Below are 17,854 nucleotides of genomic sequence, written 5' to 3' on the forward strand. Positions count from 1 at the left end.
TTAGTGACCTCCTTCGATCAAATACGAGAAAAACCTTTGAAGCGACATATTTTCAATCGAAATGTCCATCATGAGGGCCTGCTGCATGTCCTTATCGTTCAACGGTTCATAAATAGCGGCAAGTGTGCCGTGGCCATAGGATTCCGTATACAGTACGCGTTTCCCGGCTGTGAACGATTTCACTGCTTCCGAATTTCCCCGAATAGAAAAAGCCGCCATTCGTATTTGATCCAAATCATCATGAAGCAGAATGGAGCCATCTTCAATGATATAAACTTTTTCTGCGACAGGGACGATTTCGTCAATTAAATGCGTAGACAGTAAAATCGTTCGAGGGTAGTTTGCGTAATCTTCCATTAACTCTTTGTAAAACTTTTCACGCATCAAAAAATCAAGTCCGAGCACTGGCTCGTCGAATAATGTCAATGGTGCCCGGCTGGCCAGACCAATGGTGTTTCCTACGAGTGAACCCGCGCCTCTTGATAGCTGTCTGATTTTTTTGTCCGGATCAAGCCGAAACGTTTGGAGCAGCTTATGAGCTAATGTCCAATTCCAATTGGGATGAAAACTCGCAGCAAACTGCAAAATTTCGATCACTCGCGCTCCTCCGAAGCGTTTGTTATTCTCCGGTACGAAACAGAAATCTTTCGGAAGTTCTCCCCTGCCCAGCTTTTTTCCTCTTACCTCAATTGTGCCGTCATTCGGCAGGATTCCGCCTGCGATTAAGTTAAGCAACGTCGATTTGCCAGCGCCGTTTCGCCCGAGCAAGCCATAAATGACGTTCTCTTCCAGCTGTAGATCCAGATTCCGTAAGGCGTAAGTTCGACCGTATTTTTTAATTAATTTGTCGCAACTCAATACGATGCTCACGATGCGTTCAATCCTTTCTCAACTGCTTGATCATGTCTACGATATCGCCGGTTGTCAGCTCGAGTTTGTCGGCTTCGATCAGCAGATTGGACAACATCTCCTTATAGAAACGCTCTCTTCGCCGATTCTGAATCTTCTGTCTCGCATCCGTTGAGACATACATGCCAAGCCCTCTTTTTTTGTACATAACACCTTCATTTACGAGCAGGCTAATCCCCTTGACTACGGTCGCTGGATTAATTTGAAACAGCTGAGAAAACTGAGCCACGGAAAGAATTTGCTCGTCAACTCGAAAGGTTCCGTTCAGAATATCGTCTTCAATTATATCAGCTACCTGTTGATATATTGGTTGCTTATCGTCGAAAGTGACGTTCATTGCCTCACCACTCAGCATCGTAGTTTGTTTCCCATCTAGTAGCAAACCATATCTTATGTACAAACAATTGTCAACAAACAAACGCAGGAGAAAACAACGGGCAACTTTTTTTACAACTGCTCCGGTTATTGACAGTTATCCAATCCGGTATTATAGTATACTACATTAGTAACATACCAATATACCTAGGGCCTGACCTGGCCAATAGAGTATTTGGAAAGTATAATCCAATACGATATGGGGAGCTGTAAAAATGGGAGCTTTAATCGAATTCAAAAAGGTAACGAAAGAATACAAAATAGGCGAAGTGCCTATCAAGGCTCTTAATGGTGTTGACTTTTCCATAAATGCGGGTGAATTTGTCGTTGTTCTTGGTGCTAGCGGCGCCGGTAAAAGCACGATTCTGAATATCCTTGGCGGTATGGATAACGCTACTTCAGGTCAAGTGTTTGTTGGCAATGAAGAAATTACAAGGTTGAGCGAAAGAAAATTAACTGAATATCGCGGTGAAAATGTTGGCTTTGTATTTCAATTTTATAATTTGATTCCGAATTTAAATGCGCTGGAGAATGTTGAATTTGCCACGGAAGTATGTCAAAACCATCTCGATGCCAAAGACATTTTATATAAGGTTGGACTAAGGGACCGCATACGAAATTTTCCTTCCCAGCTCTCTGGCGGGGAACAGCAGCGCGTTGCGATAGCGAGAGCGGTCGCTAAAAATCCGTTGCTTCTACTCTGTGATGAACCGACTGGAGCTTTGGATTACGTTACAGGGAAGGCCGTCTTAAAACTGCTTCAAGATTTGAACAAGGAAACGAAGAAATGTGTTGTGTTGGTCACACATAACACGGCGATTGCTCCAATGGCGGATAAAATCATTCAGGTGAAAAGCGGAAGGATCGAAAGCATTACGGTGAATCATAACAAACAAAGCGTTGAAGGGATCGAGTGGTAAGGATGAAGTTATTTAAAAAGTCATTAAGGGACATCAAACAATCGATCGGGCAATTTTTCGCCTTTGTGTTGGTAATTGCAGTGGGCGCTTTTTTCTATGCGGGACTGATCACGTTAAGCGATAATCTTAATCATTACACGAAGGCTTATTTTAAAGAGCATAATTTAAGCGACCTGAATGTCTATTACAACCACATTACAAGTCAGGACTTGGCGGAATTAAGCAAAATCCAAGGTATAAACAAAATCGAAGGACGGTACAGCTTCAATGCGACGCAAGCTTTTGAAAATACGAAAGCGACCTTAAAGGTCCATTCTATCCCTGTAAACAATAAAATCAATACACCTTTGATGATTGAGGGCAGGATTCCGTCGCATAACAATGAAATCTTGCTAGATTCCCATTATGCTAAAGAGCATCAGTACCGAATCGGAGAGCAGCTAAATTTAAATGTGAAGGACAAAAATGTGACATTCACCATTAGCGGCTTGGGCGAGAACGTGGAATATGCCAAAAAGAACGAAATCCAAGATCATAAAGCAAATGGATTTGCGTATGTGGCTGAAGCGGGAATACTACGACTCACAGACAGCTTGTACTATAATGAGATCTTGGTTGATGCTGAAGAAGGCTTCAACATTGACCGGTTGGGTCAAGCCATTGAAGCAAAATCCAAGTCTCTCTCCTATGTCGAACATATGAGTAAAGAGCGATCATTCAATTATTCTCAACTCCAACAAACGATCAAAAACAATCAATTGATGAGCAGTGTTATTCCGTTGGTTCTCTTTATAATTGAAGCGATTATCCTATTCCTCACTATGTCGCGAATTATTGATTCTCAACGAAACCAAGTAGGTATCATGAAGGCATTAGGTATAAAAAACAGAAACATCATGCTTCATTATATGGGATACCCGATACTGGTAGGGATCATAGGCTCCATTCTTGGTTGCGTCATTGCCGCTAATGTATTTATTCCATTAGTAAGGGCGTCAAATGCAAATTCCTACTCGCTGCCTGACATTACATTCTCGCTTTCCTTCTTCTCTGTAATTCCACCTATCCTGTTTTCGAGTGCATTTGGAATGCTGGCCAGTTATTTGAGCAGCAAAGCCATACTTCGAGAATGTGCAGCCCAGGCAATGCGCCCAAAACCGCCCCTAAAAATGAAAAAGCTGCTCATCGAACGAATTCCGAGGATTTGGGGTCGTATTCCCTACAGCTACAAGCTCATTTTAAGAAATATATTTTTAAATAAACAAAAAGCGTTAGCGAGCTCCATTGGTGTAGTGGTGAGCACGGTTTTATTGATTACTGCTTTCGGTACTCAAACTTCCTTGCAAAAGGTAGCTGACCAGGTTGCTGAGGTGAATACCTATGATTTAAAAGTCGATTTCAAGAAAGGAGCAGCCCTGGATACTTTGCAACTGCCCTCCAGCGTTAAAAGCAGTTATGGTCTATCCACCTTTCCAGTAAAATTCATAAAGGGCGATAACGAAAATGCTACGTTAGTGGTAACGGAAAAAGAAAACAATCTCATTACTTTCTTCGATGAAGATGACAATCGAATCGCTTTGGAAGACAATGGTGTGCTGGTACCCAAATCGTATGCCGACCACTATAAGATTGCGGAAGGCGATACCATTCAACTCAAGCTCACCGAGTCAGCGTTTGCCAATAAAACAGTCGATATGAAGGTTGTAAAAATAACCAACCAGTATGCAAATCCTTCCTTTTATTGCACGACAGCTTATCTCGAGAGCCTTGGCATCGCCTACAAGCCAACCTCGCTATTAGTGGAAACCAGCTCCACGAGCCTTACAAGCATTCGCCAATTTTTTGAACAAACTCAGCAGGTAGATGCATTTGAAGATAAAAATGATCTTAAGAAATCGGCTGAATTTATTTTGAAGCAAAATAGTTTTATGTTTATCATGTTTATCATTAGTGCCGTCGTTCTTTCTTTTGGCGCCATTTATACGATATCTTCCATAAACATTTATGAACGAAACCGTGAGATGGCCACCCTAAAGGTATTAGGCTATCCCAAGCATAAAATAAACCGATTAATTTTCTTTGAAAACATCATCCTCACCGCCTTTGCGGTACTTGTAGCGTTACCAATCAGTGGCTATATGTATGACCTCGTTGTCATGGGGCTTTCCAGCACTCATCAGCAAATCCCGGATCAAATAAGTTTGTTCGTCATGCTGAAATCTGTTATTCTTGCATTCGGGCTCACGATTCTTTCGAGCTTGCTGCTTCGAAGAAAAGTGTCACGAATCAATATGATTGAATCTTTGAAAAGTATCGAATAGTGCAGCGGGTGCGCTGTTAGCATTCCATTCAAAAAAACGCCACCGCGATATGTGGTGACGTTTTTTGTATGGAGCCTATGGGATTGGTTTCGTCTACATCGTAAATCCATCATGGGATGTCCTAATCTTTGTTGCGGTCATCCATTTAACGCAGTGCGAAATTACTACGGCCAATGCTGCAAGTCCCCTAATGCCGTCCAAATAGAACAGCTTTTTTTCGGCTGTCTCTTTATTCATTTTTTTCCCTTCTTTCATGAATAGAACAAAATAAACGCAAAAAAAACGGCATTTCTGCCGTTTGTGTTTAAGATATATGGAGCTACGCGGAATCGAACCGCGGACTGATCGCTGCCAGCGACCTATTTTCCCCCTAAACTATAGCCCCGTTTGCAATTTTGACCCCATTACTGCCAGCATAACATGCTACCAGCTGAGCTAAGGCCCCGAGTGACACTTTTATTATTATACATAGAACAGTCACTCCGCGCAAGGTAGTTGGAAATAAAAATATAGCAAAAAAGCCCAGACCTACAAAACGGATCTGTGTCACAAAAAAAACTCCCTTGTCGTTATACATGCAAATAAGCAAACGAACATAAAGGGAGTGGTTGTAATGGAAACGTTGACCTGTGTCGTCATTGGAGCGGGATATGCGGGTATTCATGCGATGAAGGAGTTGCGCAAAAATTTAATTAACGTTAAAAGAAGCCAGTCTATCCGATTCGTATTAATTGACAAAAATAGCTATCACTTGCGTAAGGTTATCCTATTTAAGCCAGCGGTAACAGACGAAAATATTTGTATACCACTTGCCCAAATGTTTCCTGAAGGTGTTGAGCTTGTTGAGGCAACGGTTACTGAAATTAAGAAGGTAGAGAAACAACTGCTGCTGCGGAATGCAAATGGGGAGGAGCAGCAGCTAAGCTACGATGTGCTTGTAGTAGCTATTGGCAGTATCATCCGCCAGCTCGACGAGGAAAAAGGCGGATTTCCGCTTGCTACGCTGGAACATGCGGTGAACATTCGGACAGCATGGCGTGCTAATTTACAGCGGGCCGCAATTGAAGCCAATCCGGCCGAACGAGAGTGCCTTATGACGATTGCTGTAGCGGGAGCTGGCATAAGCGGCATTGAAACGGCCGCTGAATTAGCCCATTATGTGCGGGCAGATGCGGAGCAGCTGGGATTAAATCCGCATCAAGTACACATTCGCTTGTTTAATGCACACGAAAGATTATTTTTGAATGGACCAGGCAAAGTGGCCTCGAAACTGGAGCAGCTGTTAACGAATAACGGAGTAGCAGTCGTTCATGGAAGCCGAGTGCTGTCAGAGGCAGGCGGGCGCTTGCTTTTGGCCAGTGGAGAAGAACTGCCTGTTGGCTTATGCGTTTGGACATTAGGCCTTATGCCAAACCCAGTTTTAAGACAGCTGGGCTTGCCGACAACAGAGGACGGGTTTGTAAACATTGATGCAAGCTATCGGGTTAACGCTGCCAGCGGCATATACAGCATTGGGGATTGTGCGAAAGTAATCGATCCGGATACGAGCCGTTCAGATGGCATGACCTGCAAGGAGGCTATTCCGCAAGCGGTAAGGCTTGGCAAAGTGATAGCAGCTGATCTTGAAGGAAGAACTGCTCCTCGGCATACCGGCTATATGGATAGCTTTAGCATCGGACTAGGGCCGGAAAAAGGATTAACATGGGTGCACAAATGGGGAATTGATATCATAATTACTGGGAAAATGGCCTATCGAATTAAACAATATACATGGAATATAGCCAGCTCCATTAAGTAAATCAAGCATACGTATGTATTCATAAAGCTGCTCTTTTTCTTGCTCAGGACATATGTCCTTTCCAATATGCGGTGTTCTGCCGTTTAATTAAGGAAACGAAGAGGACGGGAGAGCACTCATGAAAGGGATCTTGTTTGCGATATTAGGAGGGGCATGTATTACGCTGCAGGGAATAGCGAATACCCGAATAAGCGGAAGCATCGGAACGTGGCAGGCCGCAACACTTACCCAATTTACTGGCTTTATCGTGGCTTTCATTATATTGATGAGCGTAGGTGCCGGAAAATGGCGTGAATTTCAGCAGGTGAAGCCTATCTATTTGGCAGGCGGCTCCTTTGCAGCTATTATTATTTTCAGCAATGTAACAGCTATTCAACAGATCGGCGTCACGCTCATGGTATCGATGCTGCTGATTGCCCAGCTCGGCATGACGGTTATAATAGAGACGAATGGCTTTTTCGGCTTGAAGAAGCAAAGGATAACGGTGTCGCAATTGATCGGCATTGGCATGATGATCAGCGGCGTGTTTTTATTAAAGGGCTGATGCCGAAGGCGAGCTAAGCCATGAAAGAAGTGGGGAAATGCTTGAAATCAAAGATCGCGAGCTGCTGGGACATTATTTGCAGCTGCATCAGCTGGAGGCCGTGTTTAATGAGCCGCTGCTTCCTTATTTGAGCTTGTACAGCTTTGAACAGGAGGAGCTCATTTGCGGCCAAGGAGAGATGCCGCAGTATATGTTTGTGCTGGTGAAGGGGAAAATTAAAGTATATACGAACTCGGCGGAGGGAAAGACGCTCATTATTTCCTTTAAGACGCCCCTTGAGGTCATTGGCGATGTGGAATATATTCGCGGGACGGAGTTTCTTAATACTGTAGCGGCTGTATCTCCGGTTATTATGATTGGGGTTCAGCATCGCTGGCTGGATAAGCATGGAAGGGATTATGCGCCGCTGCTGCGGTTTTTATTGGAGAAAATTACGCGGAAGTTTTATTTTAAATCCAATTCCATGAGCTTGAATGTGATGCAGCCTGTGGAAGTACGCCTGGCAAGCTATTTGCTGTCGGTCTCCTATGATGAATCCGATGCGCAATTTAAAGGGGAGCTCAGCACAGACAATTTGAAGGATGTCGCTAATTTGATTGGCACCAGCTACAGGCACTTGAACCGGGTCATTCGGCAGTTTTGCGAGGAAGGCCTTGTGGAGCGCACGAAGCAATGGATTGTCATTAAAAATAAGGATGCCTTAAGCAAAAGGGCCAATCACCATAATTACACAATAACGGATCAGAAGGGAGAGCAGGGCTAATGATGACAGGCATATTGTTTTCGCTAATGGCGGGCGCGCTCGTCAGCATACAGGCGATTTTTAACAGCAAGGTAAATGAGCGGGCAGGAACGTGGGCGACCACAACGCTCGTATTGGGACTCGGGTTTCTGGCCTCAATGACCATTGGCTTTATTTTGGAAGGGAAGCAGCTGTTTGCATGGCAGGGGATGCAGCCATGGTTTTGGTTCAGTGGCTTGATCGGGGTAGGTGTAGTTATGAGCCTCGTGCAGGCGATGAAGCGGCTTAGCCCGACGATCGCGATTGCCATTGTCATGACGTCGGAGGTTTTATTTGCCCTATTATGGGATTCGCTTGGCTGGATGGGGCTGGAGCAGGTTCCGTTTACAGTCAACAAGTTTCTGGGCGTATTGGTCATTATCGGCGGTATTTTTGTATTGAAATTTGGTAGTAAGCGTGAACGTCAGAAAGTGACTGAGGCGGCTTAGCCTCCTGCAATAGGATTGATAGAGCGTTTCTCTGCAAAGAGGAATGCTCTTTTTGGTTTGAAAATGAATCCTTTAAAACAACAAAAATATATTAAATAAGATGAAATTTTTATTGTAAAACGATAAATATTATGTTAAAGTCGAATTAAATTTAATGCTAAGCGAGGGGCTTCTTATGGAACGAGGAACAACACTCTTTTTAAAGGCAGCGGTTATTTTCATGGGCATTCCAGTTCTTGCTTTATGCGTATTTTTGGTGCCGGAAATTGCGAATTTTATAGCAGAGTCATATCCAGATCATGCTTATTTGAAATATCTCTTTTGCATCGATTTATATGCAGCAGCGATCCCTTTTTACTTTGCACTGTTTCAAGCTTTAAAACTGTTAAGCTATATTGACCACAAGAAAGCTTTCTCGGAATTATCTGTACGTGTTTTAAAGAACATAAAATTTTGTGCAATCCTAATCAGCTGCCTGTATGTGGCAGGCATGCCATTCTTCTATCTGATCGCGCAGAAAGTCGATCCCCCAGGCTTCATGGGAATCGGACTGGTCATCATTTTTGCCTCATTGGTGATTGCTGTGTTTGCTGCAGTTCTCCAGAGGCTTTTGCAAGAGGCTATTGATATAAAATCAGAAAATGATTTGACGGTCTGAGGTGAATGAAATGGCGATAATCATTAATATTGATGTAATGCTGGCGAAGAGGAAAATGAGCGTAACAGAGCTTTCGGAGAGGGTTGGAATAACGATGGCAAACCTTTCTATACTGAAAAATGGAAAGGCAAAAGCGATTCGAATATCGACTTTAGAGGCCATTTGTAAAGCATTAGAATGTCAGCCTGGCGATATTTTAGAATATAAAAACGACTAAAACTAAAAAGCTGGAGAAATAATCGACTTTATTGAACTTAGGGGAACGATGCTACAGCCCCACTTCGCTAGCGAGACACATCAGTTGAACAATCAAGGAGCAGCATTGCAGCCGGTCAATGGCTTGGCTGCGATGCTGACAATCAATCAACATGCTTTATTGGCCCTCGCTCAATCTGCGCAACCGATAGGCGTTCATGGCGGCTTCGCCTAGCTCCTCGAGAATGGTATAATTCGCCCAAGCGCCCGCCACCGCTCCAATCCCCGGCACCATCTGCAGCATTTTCCGAAAGTCGATGGAGTCGCGGTATTCCTTCTGGAACGTCTCCCAGTCCATGTTTTTGGAGTAATCGGTATCCGAGAACCCCCGTTCCTTTTCAGTATCCCAATGCTTAATTGAGTCCAGCAGCTTCGCACGCTGTTCGGGTCCGGAGAAAGCCATTTGGAACACCTTAAGAATGAAAACGCGCTCGGAAAAATCTTTCGTGTCATACCCGTAGTTATGAGCCAATTCAAACAAAAATTTCATCTTAATCGCGATTAACGCAGGGAAGTCCACGACGTTAAGCACAATGCCGCCCGCCCCGGTGCCTGCTCCTTCGGCAGTCGCTACTTTTTGGTATAAGGAAAATAAACGTTTCGCTTCTTGATCGGCGAGTTCTAGAGAGAGAGTCCGCTGCACCGGTCGCTGAGGCGTATATTCCGCACCGAACAACGCTGTCCGCACGATGGATTTTATGGTGGCCGTCATGACGTTGTGAACCTTGGGTGGAATCAAGTCGTTGATTCGCTTGCCGATCGTCTTCGAGGTTCTCTCCAACCAACTGGGAGGCTTGAACAACTGGCGCTCCCAAGTGGCAATTTCGTTGTGTACTTTCTGTTCGTAATTCATTTTCAATCGCTCCTCCAACATATGTGGCTATATTGTATCGGAGAACGCCGCGATTGGGAACAGACTGCGGCAGGTGGCGGCACCCGACCAAAGTCGTGGGCGCGTTGAATTCTAAGCACAAGCTTCTCCTTGATTTCGCCTAGCTCCAGCAAAATTTGCATTAATGGGCATTACGGCGATTTTATTAAGAGCTGGATGAGGATACGCTTTTAAATTAACGGCAGAGAAGGGCAATTAAATGCAATTCCTTTGAAAAATAACAAGTATGCCTTGTTCATTGCATGTAAATCAAGCTCTTAAATATGTAAACTTAAATCAGCAAAACGATGGATGGCTTTGCTGACGAGTGAACCTATTATTAAGGGAGTGTTTTTACATTGAACAAGCATCAACTTACTTCTGCCCGCCGAGCGGCAGCGAGTACCCCAGCTACTGATCGTTTGCCATGGGCCGCATTATTAGCGCTTGCTATGGCAGGATTTATTTGTATTCTGACCGAGACGATTCCCGCAGGTTTGCTGCCGCAACTCGGACGGGGACTCCATATTTCAGAGTCGCTTGCCGGCCAACTGGTCACCGCGTACGCGCTGGGAACATTATTGACAGCCATTCCTTTGACCGCGGCTACGAACAATTGGCGTAGACGGCCTCTGCTTCTGCTATGTATGTTCGGCTTTTTGCTGTTCAACAGCGTAACGGCGTTTTCCTCCAGTTATGGGCTGACCTTGATTGCCCGTTTTATGGCGGGTGTAAGCTCTGGCATATTATGGGGCATGTCAGCTGGCTATGCTCGCCGCATGGTGCCTGATGCTCTGAAGGGCCGCGCCATGGCGGTAGCGATGCTTGGGGCGCCAATTGCGCTTGCACTGGGAGTTCCGGCGGGTACTTTTCTTGGTGTATTTGCGGGCTGGCGGTTTGTTTTTGGAATCATGTCGCTGCTTGCTATGCTGCTCATCTTGTGGATGATGTGGAAGATGCCCGACTTTGCAGGACAACCTTCTGCCAAGAAACGTTCCCTCTACAACGTAATGACAATTCCGGGAGTAAGGCCCGTTTTAGCCGTCGTTCTGGCTTGGATGCTTGCACATAACATTCTTTATACGTATATAGCGCCCTATTTGGCTATGGTCGGGCTTGTGGAGCGCGTTGATGTTGTTTTACTAGTTTTTGGAATGGCATCGGTTGCGGGCATCATACTTATTGGCCTGTTGATTGACCGTATGCTGCGGACTATGGTTTTAATAAGCCTCGCGGGTTTCGCCGTCGCCTCTATTCTGCTGGGAATAGGCAGCAGCGAGTCGATGATCATTTATATAGCCATTGCATTGTGGGGGCTGACATTTGGCGGGGCAGCGACGCTGCTGCAGACAGCGGTGGCCGAAGCCGCTGGCGATCATGCAGATGTGGCGCAATCCATGCTGGTGACGGCCTGGAATTTGGCGATTGGCGGGGGTGGATTAATCGGTGCGCTTTTGCTTGAAACGCTGGGTGTTATTTCTTTCCCATGGGTACTTTCCTTGCTGGTAATCATCGCTCTGCTCATCGCCTGGCTTGCCAAGGAGCATGGTTTCCGTTCGAATAGAGGCTGAGTAGCATCAGCCTAAATCCGTGAGGTACTGTGCTTCCGCAAGAACAGGGATTAGAAGCTTATGATCAATGGGGGACGACATGACGATCAAAATCGTATACGTCCCATATTTATCGCATTGATTGCCGAATTCTTCAAGGGATCGGGTAGAGTCGGTCATCACTTTCAATAAGTAATTGTGCTGGCCGCTGATGCGGTGGCACTCCATGACATCGGGAGAGGTATGGACAAAATCAAGAAAGGCATGGCAATCCCGCGTCTGAAACAGCATATAGGCGATGGAGGGCTTGCCGATTTTTTCTGGGGAAATGATCGTGCGGTATTCCTCGATAACGCCTTTTTCCTCCAGCCGTCTGACTCTTTCCGTTACAGCCGGTTGGGACAGGCCCACACTTTTGCCAAGGTCCGTCATGGAAATTCTCGCTTGATTTTGCAAATGGAATAAAATTTGTTTGTCCACATGATCCACGAAAAATGCCTCCTTTAGCCATTTGTATGACTATCATAAACCTATAAGCTTACTTTAAGCAAGTGACAGCTCCTCTTTGATATATTGCATCAATTGATGCTTGGAGGTCGCCGCATAACTCTCATTGCGCAGCTGCAGCAAGCCGATGGGAATGGAGGCATCCTTGAGCTTTACATCAAGGGCAACCAGATTTGGCGCCAGCTCTGTCGAAGCAAGAACAACGCCTATAGCGGCTGTCTGCTGGATAAATGCTGGAATTGCAGAAATTTGGCTGACCGTATGCAGGAGGGGGGATTCGTCATAGCGTGAAAACTGCTTGGATAATCGCAAATAATAAAGGCATGTACTTCCCCCAATTAGCAAAGGATAAGCAAGCAGCTCAGCAAAATCTATGCCGTCCCTTTTCGCTAGGGGATGGTCATTCGCTGCAACAAAGGCGATTTTTTCCTCGAACAAGGGCTCAAAGCGAAAGGAAGTCGAATCAGCAGGCTCCCCGCAAATGGCAAAGTCGAGCCCGCCTTGCAGCACTGCACGCGACAGCGTGTCGGTATTGCCTATAACAAAATGGCAGGAAACACGAGGCTTTTGCGCCTGGAAGCGCCGGAGTGAAGCAGGCAGTACCTGCTTTGCGAGCGATTCTAACGCGCCTACGCTGACCGTCCCGATTTCTTCTTCCTGCAAAGCCTTCGCCTGCTCCGCTACATAATGCCAATGTCCAATTAGCTTGTCTACCTCGGCGGCGAACAATTGCCCGGAGGCCGTAAGCTCGGCATCCCAGCCCCGTTTGAACAGCTGAATGCCAAGCGCTTTCTCCAGCCGCTGAACCTGATTAGTGACGGTAGACTGGGCATAATGCAGCTTGAGGGCGGCTTTAGAAAAGTTTCCTTCTTGAACAATCGTTTGAAACGTCGTTAATTCCTTCAAATCCATGCTGAACAGCTCCTTATATAAATAGCTAATAATCTCATTCGGTAAAACTGAATTAGGTTATTATTTTATTCAATTATATAAATAAACGGGGAGGCGTACAATAGGGACATCCAATTGATGACGAGCATGATGAAAACATCTTCCTCGCGAATCGCCAGCGTAAAGGGCTAAAACGGTACTGCGACCCGCAGCCCGAAGGAAAACGAAAAAACCAGTACACGGACAAGCGTCTCGTCTACTGGTTTTAGCCGTTTATATCATATCGAGGTAATCAATTTTCCAATGCACGGTTTTAATAAACTCGTCCAGCTTTGCAGAATCTCTTTCTTTGAAAAGCTGAATAATCTGCTTATGCTCCTCATTCATTTGCGATAATACCGAAAACAGCCGCAGCTTGTCCTCGCTTAAGTAAATTTGCCGGATAAAGCTGTTTTGCAGCGATTTCAATATTTCAATTAAGGTGCTGTTGTTGCATTTCAATAAGTAAACATTATGGAAATCGTTCTGCCAATGCTGGTAATCGGTATAATTTTGCTGCTGGATCGCCAAGTCGATTTTTTCAACCAGCCGCTCCATCGTTGCGATATCGTCTTCGTCTAAATGCGAAACGGATAAAGTGGCGGCAAGCGCATCCAGCACCCCGACGACCTGAAAAACATCCAGCTTCTTTTTCGTATCCAGCTCTTTGACGATGAAGCCTCGGCGGGGCAAGTTTTCCAGCAAATTTTCCGAGGCCAGCTGAATCAATGCTTCCCGGACAGGAGTACGGCTGACCCCCAGCGTTTGGCAAATGGAGGCTTCGTTCAATTTCTGATTAGGCAGCAAAGAGCCGTTTTGAATTTTTTCTGCTATATAATTGTACACATGATCTTTTAAAGACTGGTACTTTTTGATGGTCATTGTAGCGCTCCTTTAGGACGAATGAAAAATGCGGTTTCCAGTATCTGCAGGGAAATCTATGATTCATAGTACCATTGTCATAGGGTTTGATCAAGCGGCGAGGCCATTTTGAAAGCGCTTCATAATTTTGTTGATTTTCAAAAGAATGCATGATATGATCAGAAACATAAACAAGGATATTGTATATTGTATACAAAATACAAAATTGATCAAGAGGCATTCATACCGTTGTCAAAAGGAGCAATCGCGTCATATGTTGTATACAATATACAATTAATAATGGTGCAAGCAAAGTTTTCCTAGAATCTATGAACAATAGCAAAGGGTGAGAAAGCAATGCGTGAACACATCGATAACAATGCGCGAATAGGCACAAAAGCGGTATGGGGCGGGGAGAAGGATTTCCGAGTATTCGGATCCACTCAGGTTCCCGTCGTGCTCAGCGTAGCTTACGACTATAGCGACGTTGACGAATGGCAGGAAGTGGCGCTGGGGAACAAACCGGGATATACCTACAACCGGATGTCGAACCCGACCGTCCGGGCGATGGAAGAAAAGGTGCGGCTTCTGGAAGAGGCGGAAGAGGCTATCGCTTTTTCATCCGGCATGGCGGCGATCAGCAGCGCGCTTTATACGTTTTTGCGGCCTGGCGACCGCGTCGTCTCCGTCAAGGACACTTACGGCGGAACGAACAAAATTTTCACGGAATTTTTGCCGCAAATTCATGTAGAAACAGTGCTGTGCAATACCGGTGATCATGAGGAGATCGAGCGCGAGATTGCCAAGGGCTGCAGCGTGCTTTACCTGGAGTCGCCGACGAATCCGACGCTGAAAATTACCGATATCGAACGTTTGGCCAAAGCGGCGAAAGCCGTCGGCGCGCTGGTGATGGTCGATAATACGTTCGCAACGCCGATCAATCAAAATCCGCTGAAGCTCGGCGTCGATCTCGTCATTCACAGTGCCACCAAATTTTTAAGCGGCCATGCCGATGTGCTCGGAGGCGTCGTGTGCGGGTCCGCAGCTTTGATGGAGAAGGTGTACCACTACCGGGAAATTCACGGGGCGAACCTCGATCCGTGGGCGGCTTATCTGATTTTGCGGGGGATGAAAACGCTTAAGCTCCGCGTCCGCCAGCAGGCGCAAAGCGCCATGGAGATCGCCCGCTTTTTGCAAAAACATCCGCTTGTCGAGTCCGTCAACTATCCTGGTCTGGAGACACATCCGCATCATGATATTGCAAAAAAGCAGATGAACGGCTTTGGCGGCATTTTGAGCGTTGTGCTCAAAGGGGAAATGGAAACGATCAAGCTGCTGCTGCCGCGGCTCCAGTATGCGAACCGGGCAGGCAATCTTGGCGCCGTTGAAACGATTTACGGACCGGCGAGAACGACCAGCCATGTCGAATGCACGCTGGAAGAGCGCCAGGCGCTGGGCATTTCCGAAGGCCTGCTGCGCATCTCTGTCGGCATCGAGGATACGGAGGATTTGATCGCCGACTTGTCGCAAGCGCTAGCCTATGTAGAATCGCAGATGCCTTTAAGCATCCATAACCTATAAGGAGAGATCGATATGGAACTCAAAATTGCACTGCTTGGCTTTGGTGTCGTAGGCCAGGGATTGGCGGAAATATTGGAAGAGAAAAGCAAGGCATTACACAGCGATACCGGGTTTCAGGCGAAAATTGTCGCGATCTCGGACATGATGAAAGGCTCTTTGTATCATCCGGACGGCTTGAATATCGTAGAAGCGCTGCGGGCTGTAAAAGAAACGGGCAGGCTCGACGCCTACCCCGAAGAGCCGGGGCTAAACCGCGGCTGGGACAGTTTCAAGACGATTCAGGAAACGAATGCCGATACGATTGTAGAGCTGACTTTTACCGATGTGAAGACGGGCCAGCCGGCGATCGATCACTGCCGCGCCGCATTCAAATGCAAGAAAAATGTCGTGATGAGCAATAAAGGCCCGGTCGCGCTTGCTTATCAGGAGCTGTCGGAGCTTGCTCGCAGAAACGGCGTTCGCTGGGGGTACGAAGGAACGGTCATGAGCGGAACGCCTGCGCTCCGCATGCCAATCACCGCGCTTTCGGGCAATCGGATCAACGAGATCAAGGGCATTTTGAACGGGACGACTAATTATATGCTGACCCGGATGGAAGAGGGCATGAGCTATGCGGACGCGCTTGCCGAGGCGCAAGGACTAGGCTATGCGGAAGCGGACCCGACCAGCGATGTCGAAGGCTATGACGCGCAGTACAAGATTACGATTTTGAGCAATATCGTGATGAATGTGCCTCTGGAAAGGGAGGACGTTGCCTGCGAAGGGATCAGCAAGCTGACCCGGGAAGATATGGAGCGCGCCAAACAGGAAGGCAAGCGCTGGAAGCTGATCGCACGCTGCTGGCGCGACGGCGAGGAGGTCATCGCCAAGGTAGGGCCGGAGGCGATTCCGCTCAGCGATCCGCTGGCGGGCGTCGGCGGCGCATTGAATGCCGTTACGTACGATTGCGATTTGGCCGGGCCGATCACGCTGATGGGCGCCGGAGCCGGACGCAAGGAAACAGGCTTTTCGATTTTGATTGATCTGATCAACATTCACCGCAATCAACTGTAGCTTCTGCAATCATAGAAATTAAACAACCAGGATGAGGTGTAAACAATGACTATGGAAACTATGGAAAAGAAAAGCAAGATGTATTTGGCCGGACAATGGGTGCTGCGCGAGAACTTGATGGAAGTCCGCGATCCGCAGGACGATAGCCTGATCGCGACCGTGCCCGCTGCCTCGACGGCGGACATGCTGTATGCCATCGAACAGGCGAAGGAAGGGTTCCGGCTGAGCTCGGAGCTGCCGACGCATGAGCGGATCGCCATTCTGAACCGCGCAGCCGACTGGGTGGACGCGCATAAGGAAGACTACGCGAAGACGATTGCCCGCGAAGGCAGCAAAACGATCAAAGAAGCGCGGAAGGAAGTCAGAAGATGCGTGGAGACGCTGCGCATCAGCGCGGAGGAGGCCAGACGGCTGCATGGCGAGACGATCGCATTCGACCAGATGCCGGGCAGTGAAAAACGTTTCGGCTACTACTACCGTTTTCCGATTGGCATCATCGGGGCGATTACGCCCTTCAACGATCCGCTGAACCTGGTTGCGCACAAGGTCGGCCCGGCAATCGCCGCAGGCAACGCGATTATTGTAAAGCCTGCGCCTGCGACTCCGCTTAGCGCGCTGATGCTGGCGGAAGCTTTTGATCAGGCGGGTCTGCCTGCCAAAATTTTATCGGTCGTAACGGGCAATGCCAGCGAAATCGGCGATGCTCTGGTGACGCATCCCGATGTCAGAATGATTTCGTTTACCGGGGGGCTGACGACAGGCAAAGCGATCATGCAAAAGGGCGGACTAAAAAAAATGGGCATGGAGCTCGGCTCCAACTCCCCGGCTATCGTATTGAACGACGCGAATATTAGCGACGCGGTCGAAGCGACCGTATCCGGCGCATTCTGGGCGGCGGGCCAAAATTGCCTGGGCGTGCAGCGCATTTACGTGCAGGAGGCGATGTACGCATCCTTTGTCGCCCAATTCGTCGCCAGAACGAAGCTGTACCGCATGGGCAGCAAGTTGGAAGAGGACACGGACATGGGCCCGATGATCAACGAAAGAGAAGCGAAGCGCGTGGAGAGCTGGATTCGGGAAGCGGTAGAGCAGGGCGGAGAACTGCTGTGCGGCGGCCAGCGCCGCGGTGCATTCGTGGAGCCGACGGTTATGGCCAACGTTCCGAAGACGTGCAAAGTCGTGAAAGAGGAAGTGTTCGGTCCCGTCGTGACGATTTTCAGCGTGCCTGATTTGGATACGGCAATACGCGAATCCAACAGCGTCGATTTCGGGCTGCAGGCAGGAATTTTCACGGCAAATCTGGAGCATGCCTTTACCGCCGTTCACAAGCTTGACGTTGGCGGCGTGATGGTCAACGACAGCTCGGATTACCGCATTGACGCCATGCCTTTCGGTGGCGTTAAAGGCTCCGGACTTGGCCGGGAGGGCGTTGCCTTCGCGCTTCACGAGATGACCGAGCCAAAAGTGGTCTGCTTTCAGATGTCGAAATAA

General features: G+C 47.3%; 19 protein-coding genes and 1 tRNA gene. 12 read left to right on the forward strand and 8 right to left on the reverse strand.

The features are described 5' to 3' along the window. Both AC50Y5_RS01550 and AC50Y5_RS01555 read right to left on the reverse strand, forming a co-directional pair. The gene (locus AC50Y5_RS01550) at positions 1 to 870 is read right to left on the reverse strand and encodes an ATP-binding cassette domain-containing protein (protein ID WP_056030152.1); all 870 of its coding nucleotides are present in this window, start codon (positions 868 to 870) and stop codon (positions 1 to 3) included. Positions 871 to 877: 7 nt separating this feature from the next. Further along, complete coding sequence (locus tag AC50Y5_RS01555; protein WP_494857981.1) at positions 878 to 1,264, reverse strand: GntR family transcriptional regulator; 387 nt, start codon at positions 1,262 to 1,264, stop codon at positions 878 to 880. Positions 1,265 to 1,499: 235 nt separating this feature from the next. On the opposite strand from AC50Y5_RS01555, the gene AC50Y5_RS01560 reads away from it, so the two are divergent. After that, entirely contained in the window at positions 1,500 to 2,204 is a 705-nt protein-coding gene (locus tag AC50Y5_RS01560; RefSeq protein ID WP_056030144.1) for an ABC transporter ATP-binding protein, read from the forward strand. Positions 2,205 to 2,206: 2 nt separating this feature from the next. Then, positions 2,207 to 4,525, forward strand: a complete 2,319-nt coding sequence (locus AC50Y5_RS01565; RefSeq protein WP_494857983.1) for an ABC transporter permease — start codon at positions 2,207 to 2,209, stop codon at positions 4,523 to 4,525. 93 nt (positions 4,526 to 4,618) lie between these two features. Here the strand turns inward: AC50Y5_RS01565 and AC50Y5_RS01570 are convergent, their stop codons facing one another. Together AC50Y5_RS01570 and AC50Y5_RS01575 are read right to left on the reverse strand one after the other, a co-directional pair. Then, positions 4,619 to 4,762, reverse strand: a complete 144-nt coding sequence (locus AC50Y5_RS01570) for a hypothetical protein (protein ID WP_155972772.1) — start codon at positions 4,760 to 4,762, stop codon at positions 4,619 to 4,621. Positions 4,763 to 4,839: 77 nt separating this feature from the next. Further along, a tRNA-Ala gene (locus AC50Y5_RS01575) sits at positions 4,840 to 4,910 on the reverse strand. Positions 4,911 to 5,138: 228 nt separating this feature from the next. On the opposite strand from AC50Y5_RS01575, the gene AC50Y5_RS01580 reads away from it, so the two are divergent. The 6 genes from AC50Y5_RS01580 to AC50Y5_RS01605 all read left to right on the forward strand — a co-directional run bounded on the left by AC50Y5_RS01580 (position 5,139) and on the right by AC50Y5_RS01605 (position 8,972). Further along, complete coding sequence (locus AC50Y5_RS01580; protein ID WP_494857984.1) at positions 5,139 to 6,323, forward strand: NAD(P)/FAD-dependent oxidoreductase; 1,185 nt, start codon at positions 5,139 to 5,141, stop codon at positions 6,321 to 6,323. A 118-nt stretch (positions 6,324 to 6,441) separates the two neighbouring features. After that, positions 6,442 to 6,867 carry a DMT family transporter gene (locus tag AC50Y5_RS01585; RefSeq protein WP_494857986.1) on the forward strand — a complete coding sequence of 142 codons (426 nt, stop codon included), beginning with the start codon at positions 6,442 to 6,444 and terminating at the stop codon, positions 6,865 to 6,867. A 37-nt stretch (positions 6,868 to 6,904) separates the two neighbouring features. Next, positions 6,905 to 7,630 (forward strand): Crp/Fnr family transcriptional regulator, encoded by a 726-nt coding sequence (locus AC50Y5_RS01590; protein ID WP_494857988.1) that lies wholly within the window; start codon positions 6,905 to 6,907, stop codon positions 7,628 to 7,630. Next, a complete protein-coding gene (locus AC50Y5_RS01595) occupies positions 7,630 to 8,097 on the forward strand; it encodes a DMT family transporter (protein ID WP_494857990.1) in 468 nt (155 codons plus the stop codon). Before AC50Y5_RS01590 ends, AC50Y5_RS01595 begins: the two co-directional genes overlap by 1 nt. Positions 8,098 to 8,272: 175 nt before the next feature. Continuing rightward, on the forward strand, positions 8,273 to 8,755 hold the full coding sequence (locus AC50Y5_RS01600; RefSeq protein ID WP_494857992.1) for a DUF2975 domain-containing protein: 483 nt from the start codon (positions 8,273 to 8,275) through the stop codon (positions 8,753 to 8,755). A 10-nt stretch (positions 8,756 to 8,765) separates the two neighbouring features. Next, complete coding sequence (locus AC50Y5_RS01605) at positions 8,766 to 8,972, forward strand: helix-turn-helix domain-containing protein (RefSeq protein WP_494857994.1); 207 nt, start codon at positions 8,766 to 8,768, stop codon at positions 8,970 to 8,972. Positions 8,973 to 9,128: 156 nt separating this feature from the next. Here AC50Y5_RS01605 and AC50Y5_RS01610 read toward each other — a convergent pair whose 3' ends face one another. Continuing rightward, entirely contained in the window at positions 9,129 to 9,863 is a 735-nt protein-coding gene (locus AC50Y5_RS01610; protein ID WP_494857996.1) for an EcsC family protein, read from the reverse strand. 377 nt (positions 9,864 to 10,240) lie between these two features. Between AC50Y5_RS01610 and AC50Y5_RS01615 the strand changes: the two genes are divergently transcribed. Continuing rightward, entirely contained in the window at positions 10,241 to 11,452 is a 1,212-nt protein-coding gene (locus AC50Y5_RS01615; RefSeq protein ID WP_494857997.1) for an MFS transporter, read from the forward strand. A 6-nt stretch (positions 11,453 to 11,458) separates the two neighbouring features. Here the strand turns inward: AC50Y5_RS01615 and AC50Y5_RS01620 are convergent, their stop codons facing one another. The 3 genes from AC50Y5_RS01620 to AC50Y5_RS01630 form a co-directional block, all read right to left on the reverse strand. Beyond that, positions 11,459 to 11,920, reverse strand: coding sequence for an Lrp/AsnC family transcriptional regulator (locus tag AC50Y5_RS01620; protein ID WP_056030116.1), 462 nt, complete (start codon positions 11,918 to 11,920; stop codon positions 11,459 to 11,461). Between the two features lie 54 nt (positions 11,921 to 11,974). After that, positions 11,975 to 12,850, reverse strand: coding sequence for a LysR family transcriptional regulator (locus tag AC50Y5_RS01625; protein ID WP_056030112.1), 876 nt, complete (start codon positions 12,848 to 12,850; stop codon positions 11,975 to 11,977). 252 nt (positions 12,851 to 13,102) lie between these two features. Further along, the gene (locus AC50Y5_RS01630; protein ID WP_494858000.1) at positions 13,103 to 13,750 is read right to left on the reverse strand and encodes a GntR family transcriptional regulator; all 648 of its coding nucleotides are present in this window, start codon (positions 13,748 to 13,750) and stop codon (positions 13,103 to 13,105) included. Positions 13,751 to 14,086: 336 nt separating this feature from the next. Between AC50Y5_RS01630 and AC50Y5_RS01635 the strand changes: the two genes are divergently transcribed. The 3 genes from AC50Y5_RS01635 to AC50Y5_RS01645 are packed head-to-tail and all read left to right on the forward strand — an operon-like array spanning position 14,087 to position 17,854. After that, a complete protein-coding gene (locus AC50Y5_RS01635; RefSeq protein WP_056030106.1) occupies positions 14,087 to 15,310 on the forward strand; it encodes a cystathionine gamma-synthase family protein in 1,224 nt (407 codons plus the stop codon). Positions 15,311 to 15,322: 12 nt separating this feature from the next. Further along, the gene (locus AC50Y5_RS01640; RefSeq protein WP_056030103.1) at positions 15,323 to 16,363 is read left to right on the forward strand and encodes a homoserine dehydrogenase; all 1,041 of its coding nucleotides are present in this window, start codon (positions 15,323 to 15,325) and stop codon (positions 16,361 to 16,363) included. A gap of 45 nt (positions 16,364 to 16,408) precedes the next feature. Beyond that, positions 16,409 to 17,854, forward strand: coding sequence for an aldehyde dehydrogenase family protein (locus tag AC50Y5_RS01645; RefSeq protein ID WP_494858003.1), 1,446 nt, complete (start codon positions 16,409 to 16,411; stop codon positions 17,852 to 17,854).

It is taken from the genome of Paenibacillus sp. JT22N7, from assembly GCF_059383875.1.

Bases quoted from the DNA above. Each gene is read 5' to 3' on its own strand.
- AC50Y5_RS01555 (WP_494857981.1), bottom strand. From the start codon at position 1,264: ATGCTGAGTGGTGAGGCAATGAACGTCACTTTCGACGATAAGCAACCA.
- AC50Y5_RS01560 (WP_056030144.1), top strand. From the start codon at position 1,500: ATGGGAGCTTTAATCGAATTCAAAAAGGTAACGAAAGAATACAAAATA.
- AC50Y5_RS01565 (WP_494857983.1), top strand. From the start codon at position 2,207: ATGAAGTTATTTAAAAAGTCATTAAGGGACATCAAACAATCGATCGGG.
- AC50Y5_RS01570 (WP_155972772.1), bottom strand. From the start codon at position 4,762: ATGAATAAAGAGACAGCCGAAAAAAAGCTGTTCTATTTGGACGGCATT.
- AC50Y5_RS01580 (WP_494857984.1), top strand. From the start codon at position 5,139: ATGGAAACGTTGACCTGTGTCGTCATTGGAGCGGGATATGCGGGTATT.
- AC50Y5_RS01585 (WP_494857986.1), top strand. From the start codon at position 6,442: ATGAAAGGGATCTTGTTTGCGATATTAGGAGGGGCATGTATTACGCTG.
- AC50Y5_RS01590 (WP_494857988.1), top strand. From the start codon at position 6,905: ATGCTTGAAATCAAAGATCGCGAGCTGCTGGGACATTATTTGCAGCTG.
- AC50Y5_RS01595 (WP_494857990.1), top strand. From the start codon at position 7,630: ATGATGACAGGCATATTGTTTTCGCTAATGGCGGGCGCGCTCGTCAGC.
- AC50Y5_RS01600 (WP_494857992.1), top strand. From the start codon at position 8,273: ATGGAACGAGGAACAACACTCTTTTTAAAGGCAGCGGTTATTTTCATG.
- AC50Y5_RS01605 (WP_494857994.1), top strand. From the start codon at position 8,766: ATGGCGATAATCATTAATATTGATGTAATGCTGGCGAAGAGGAAAATG.
- AC50Y5_RS01610 (WP_494857996.1), bottom strand. From the start codon at position 9,863: ATGAATTACGAACAGAAAGTACACAACGAAATTGCCACTTGGGAGCGC.
- AC50Y5_RS01625 (WP_056030112.1), bottom strand. From the start codon at position 12,850: ATGGATTTGAAGGAATTAACGACGTTTCAAACGATTGTTCAAGAAGGA.
- AC50Y5_RS01630 (WP_494858000.1), bottom strand. From the start codon at position 13,750: ATGACCATCAAAAAGTACCAGTCTTTAAAAGATCATGTGTACAATTAT.
- AC50Y5_RS01635 (WP_056030106.1), top strand. From the start codon at position 14,087: ATGCGTGAACACATCGATAACAATGCGCGAATAGGCACAAAAGCGGTA.
- AC50Y5_RS01640 (WP_056030103.1), top strand. From the start codon at position 15,323: ATGGAACTCAAAATTGCACTGCTTGGCTTTGGTGTCGTAGGCCAGGGA.
- AC50Y5_RS01645 (WP_494858003.1), top strand. From the start codon at position 16,409: ATGACTATGGAAACTATGGAAAAGAAAAGCAAGATGTATTTGGCCGGA.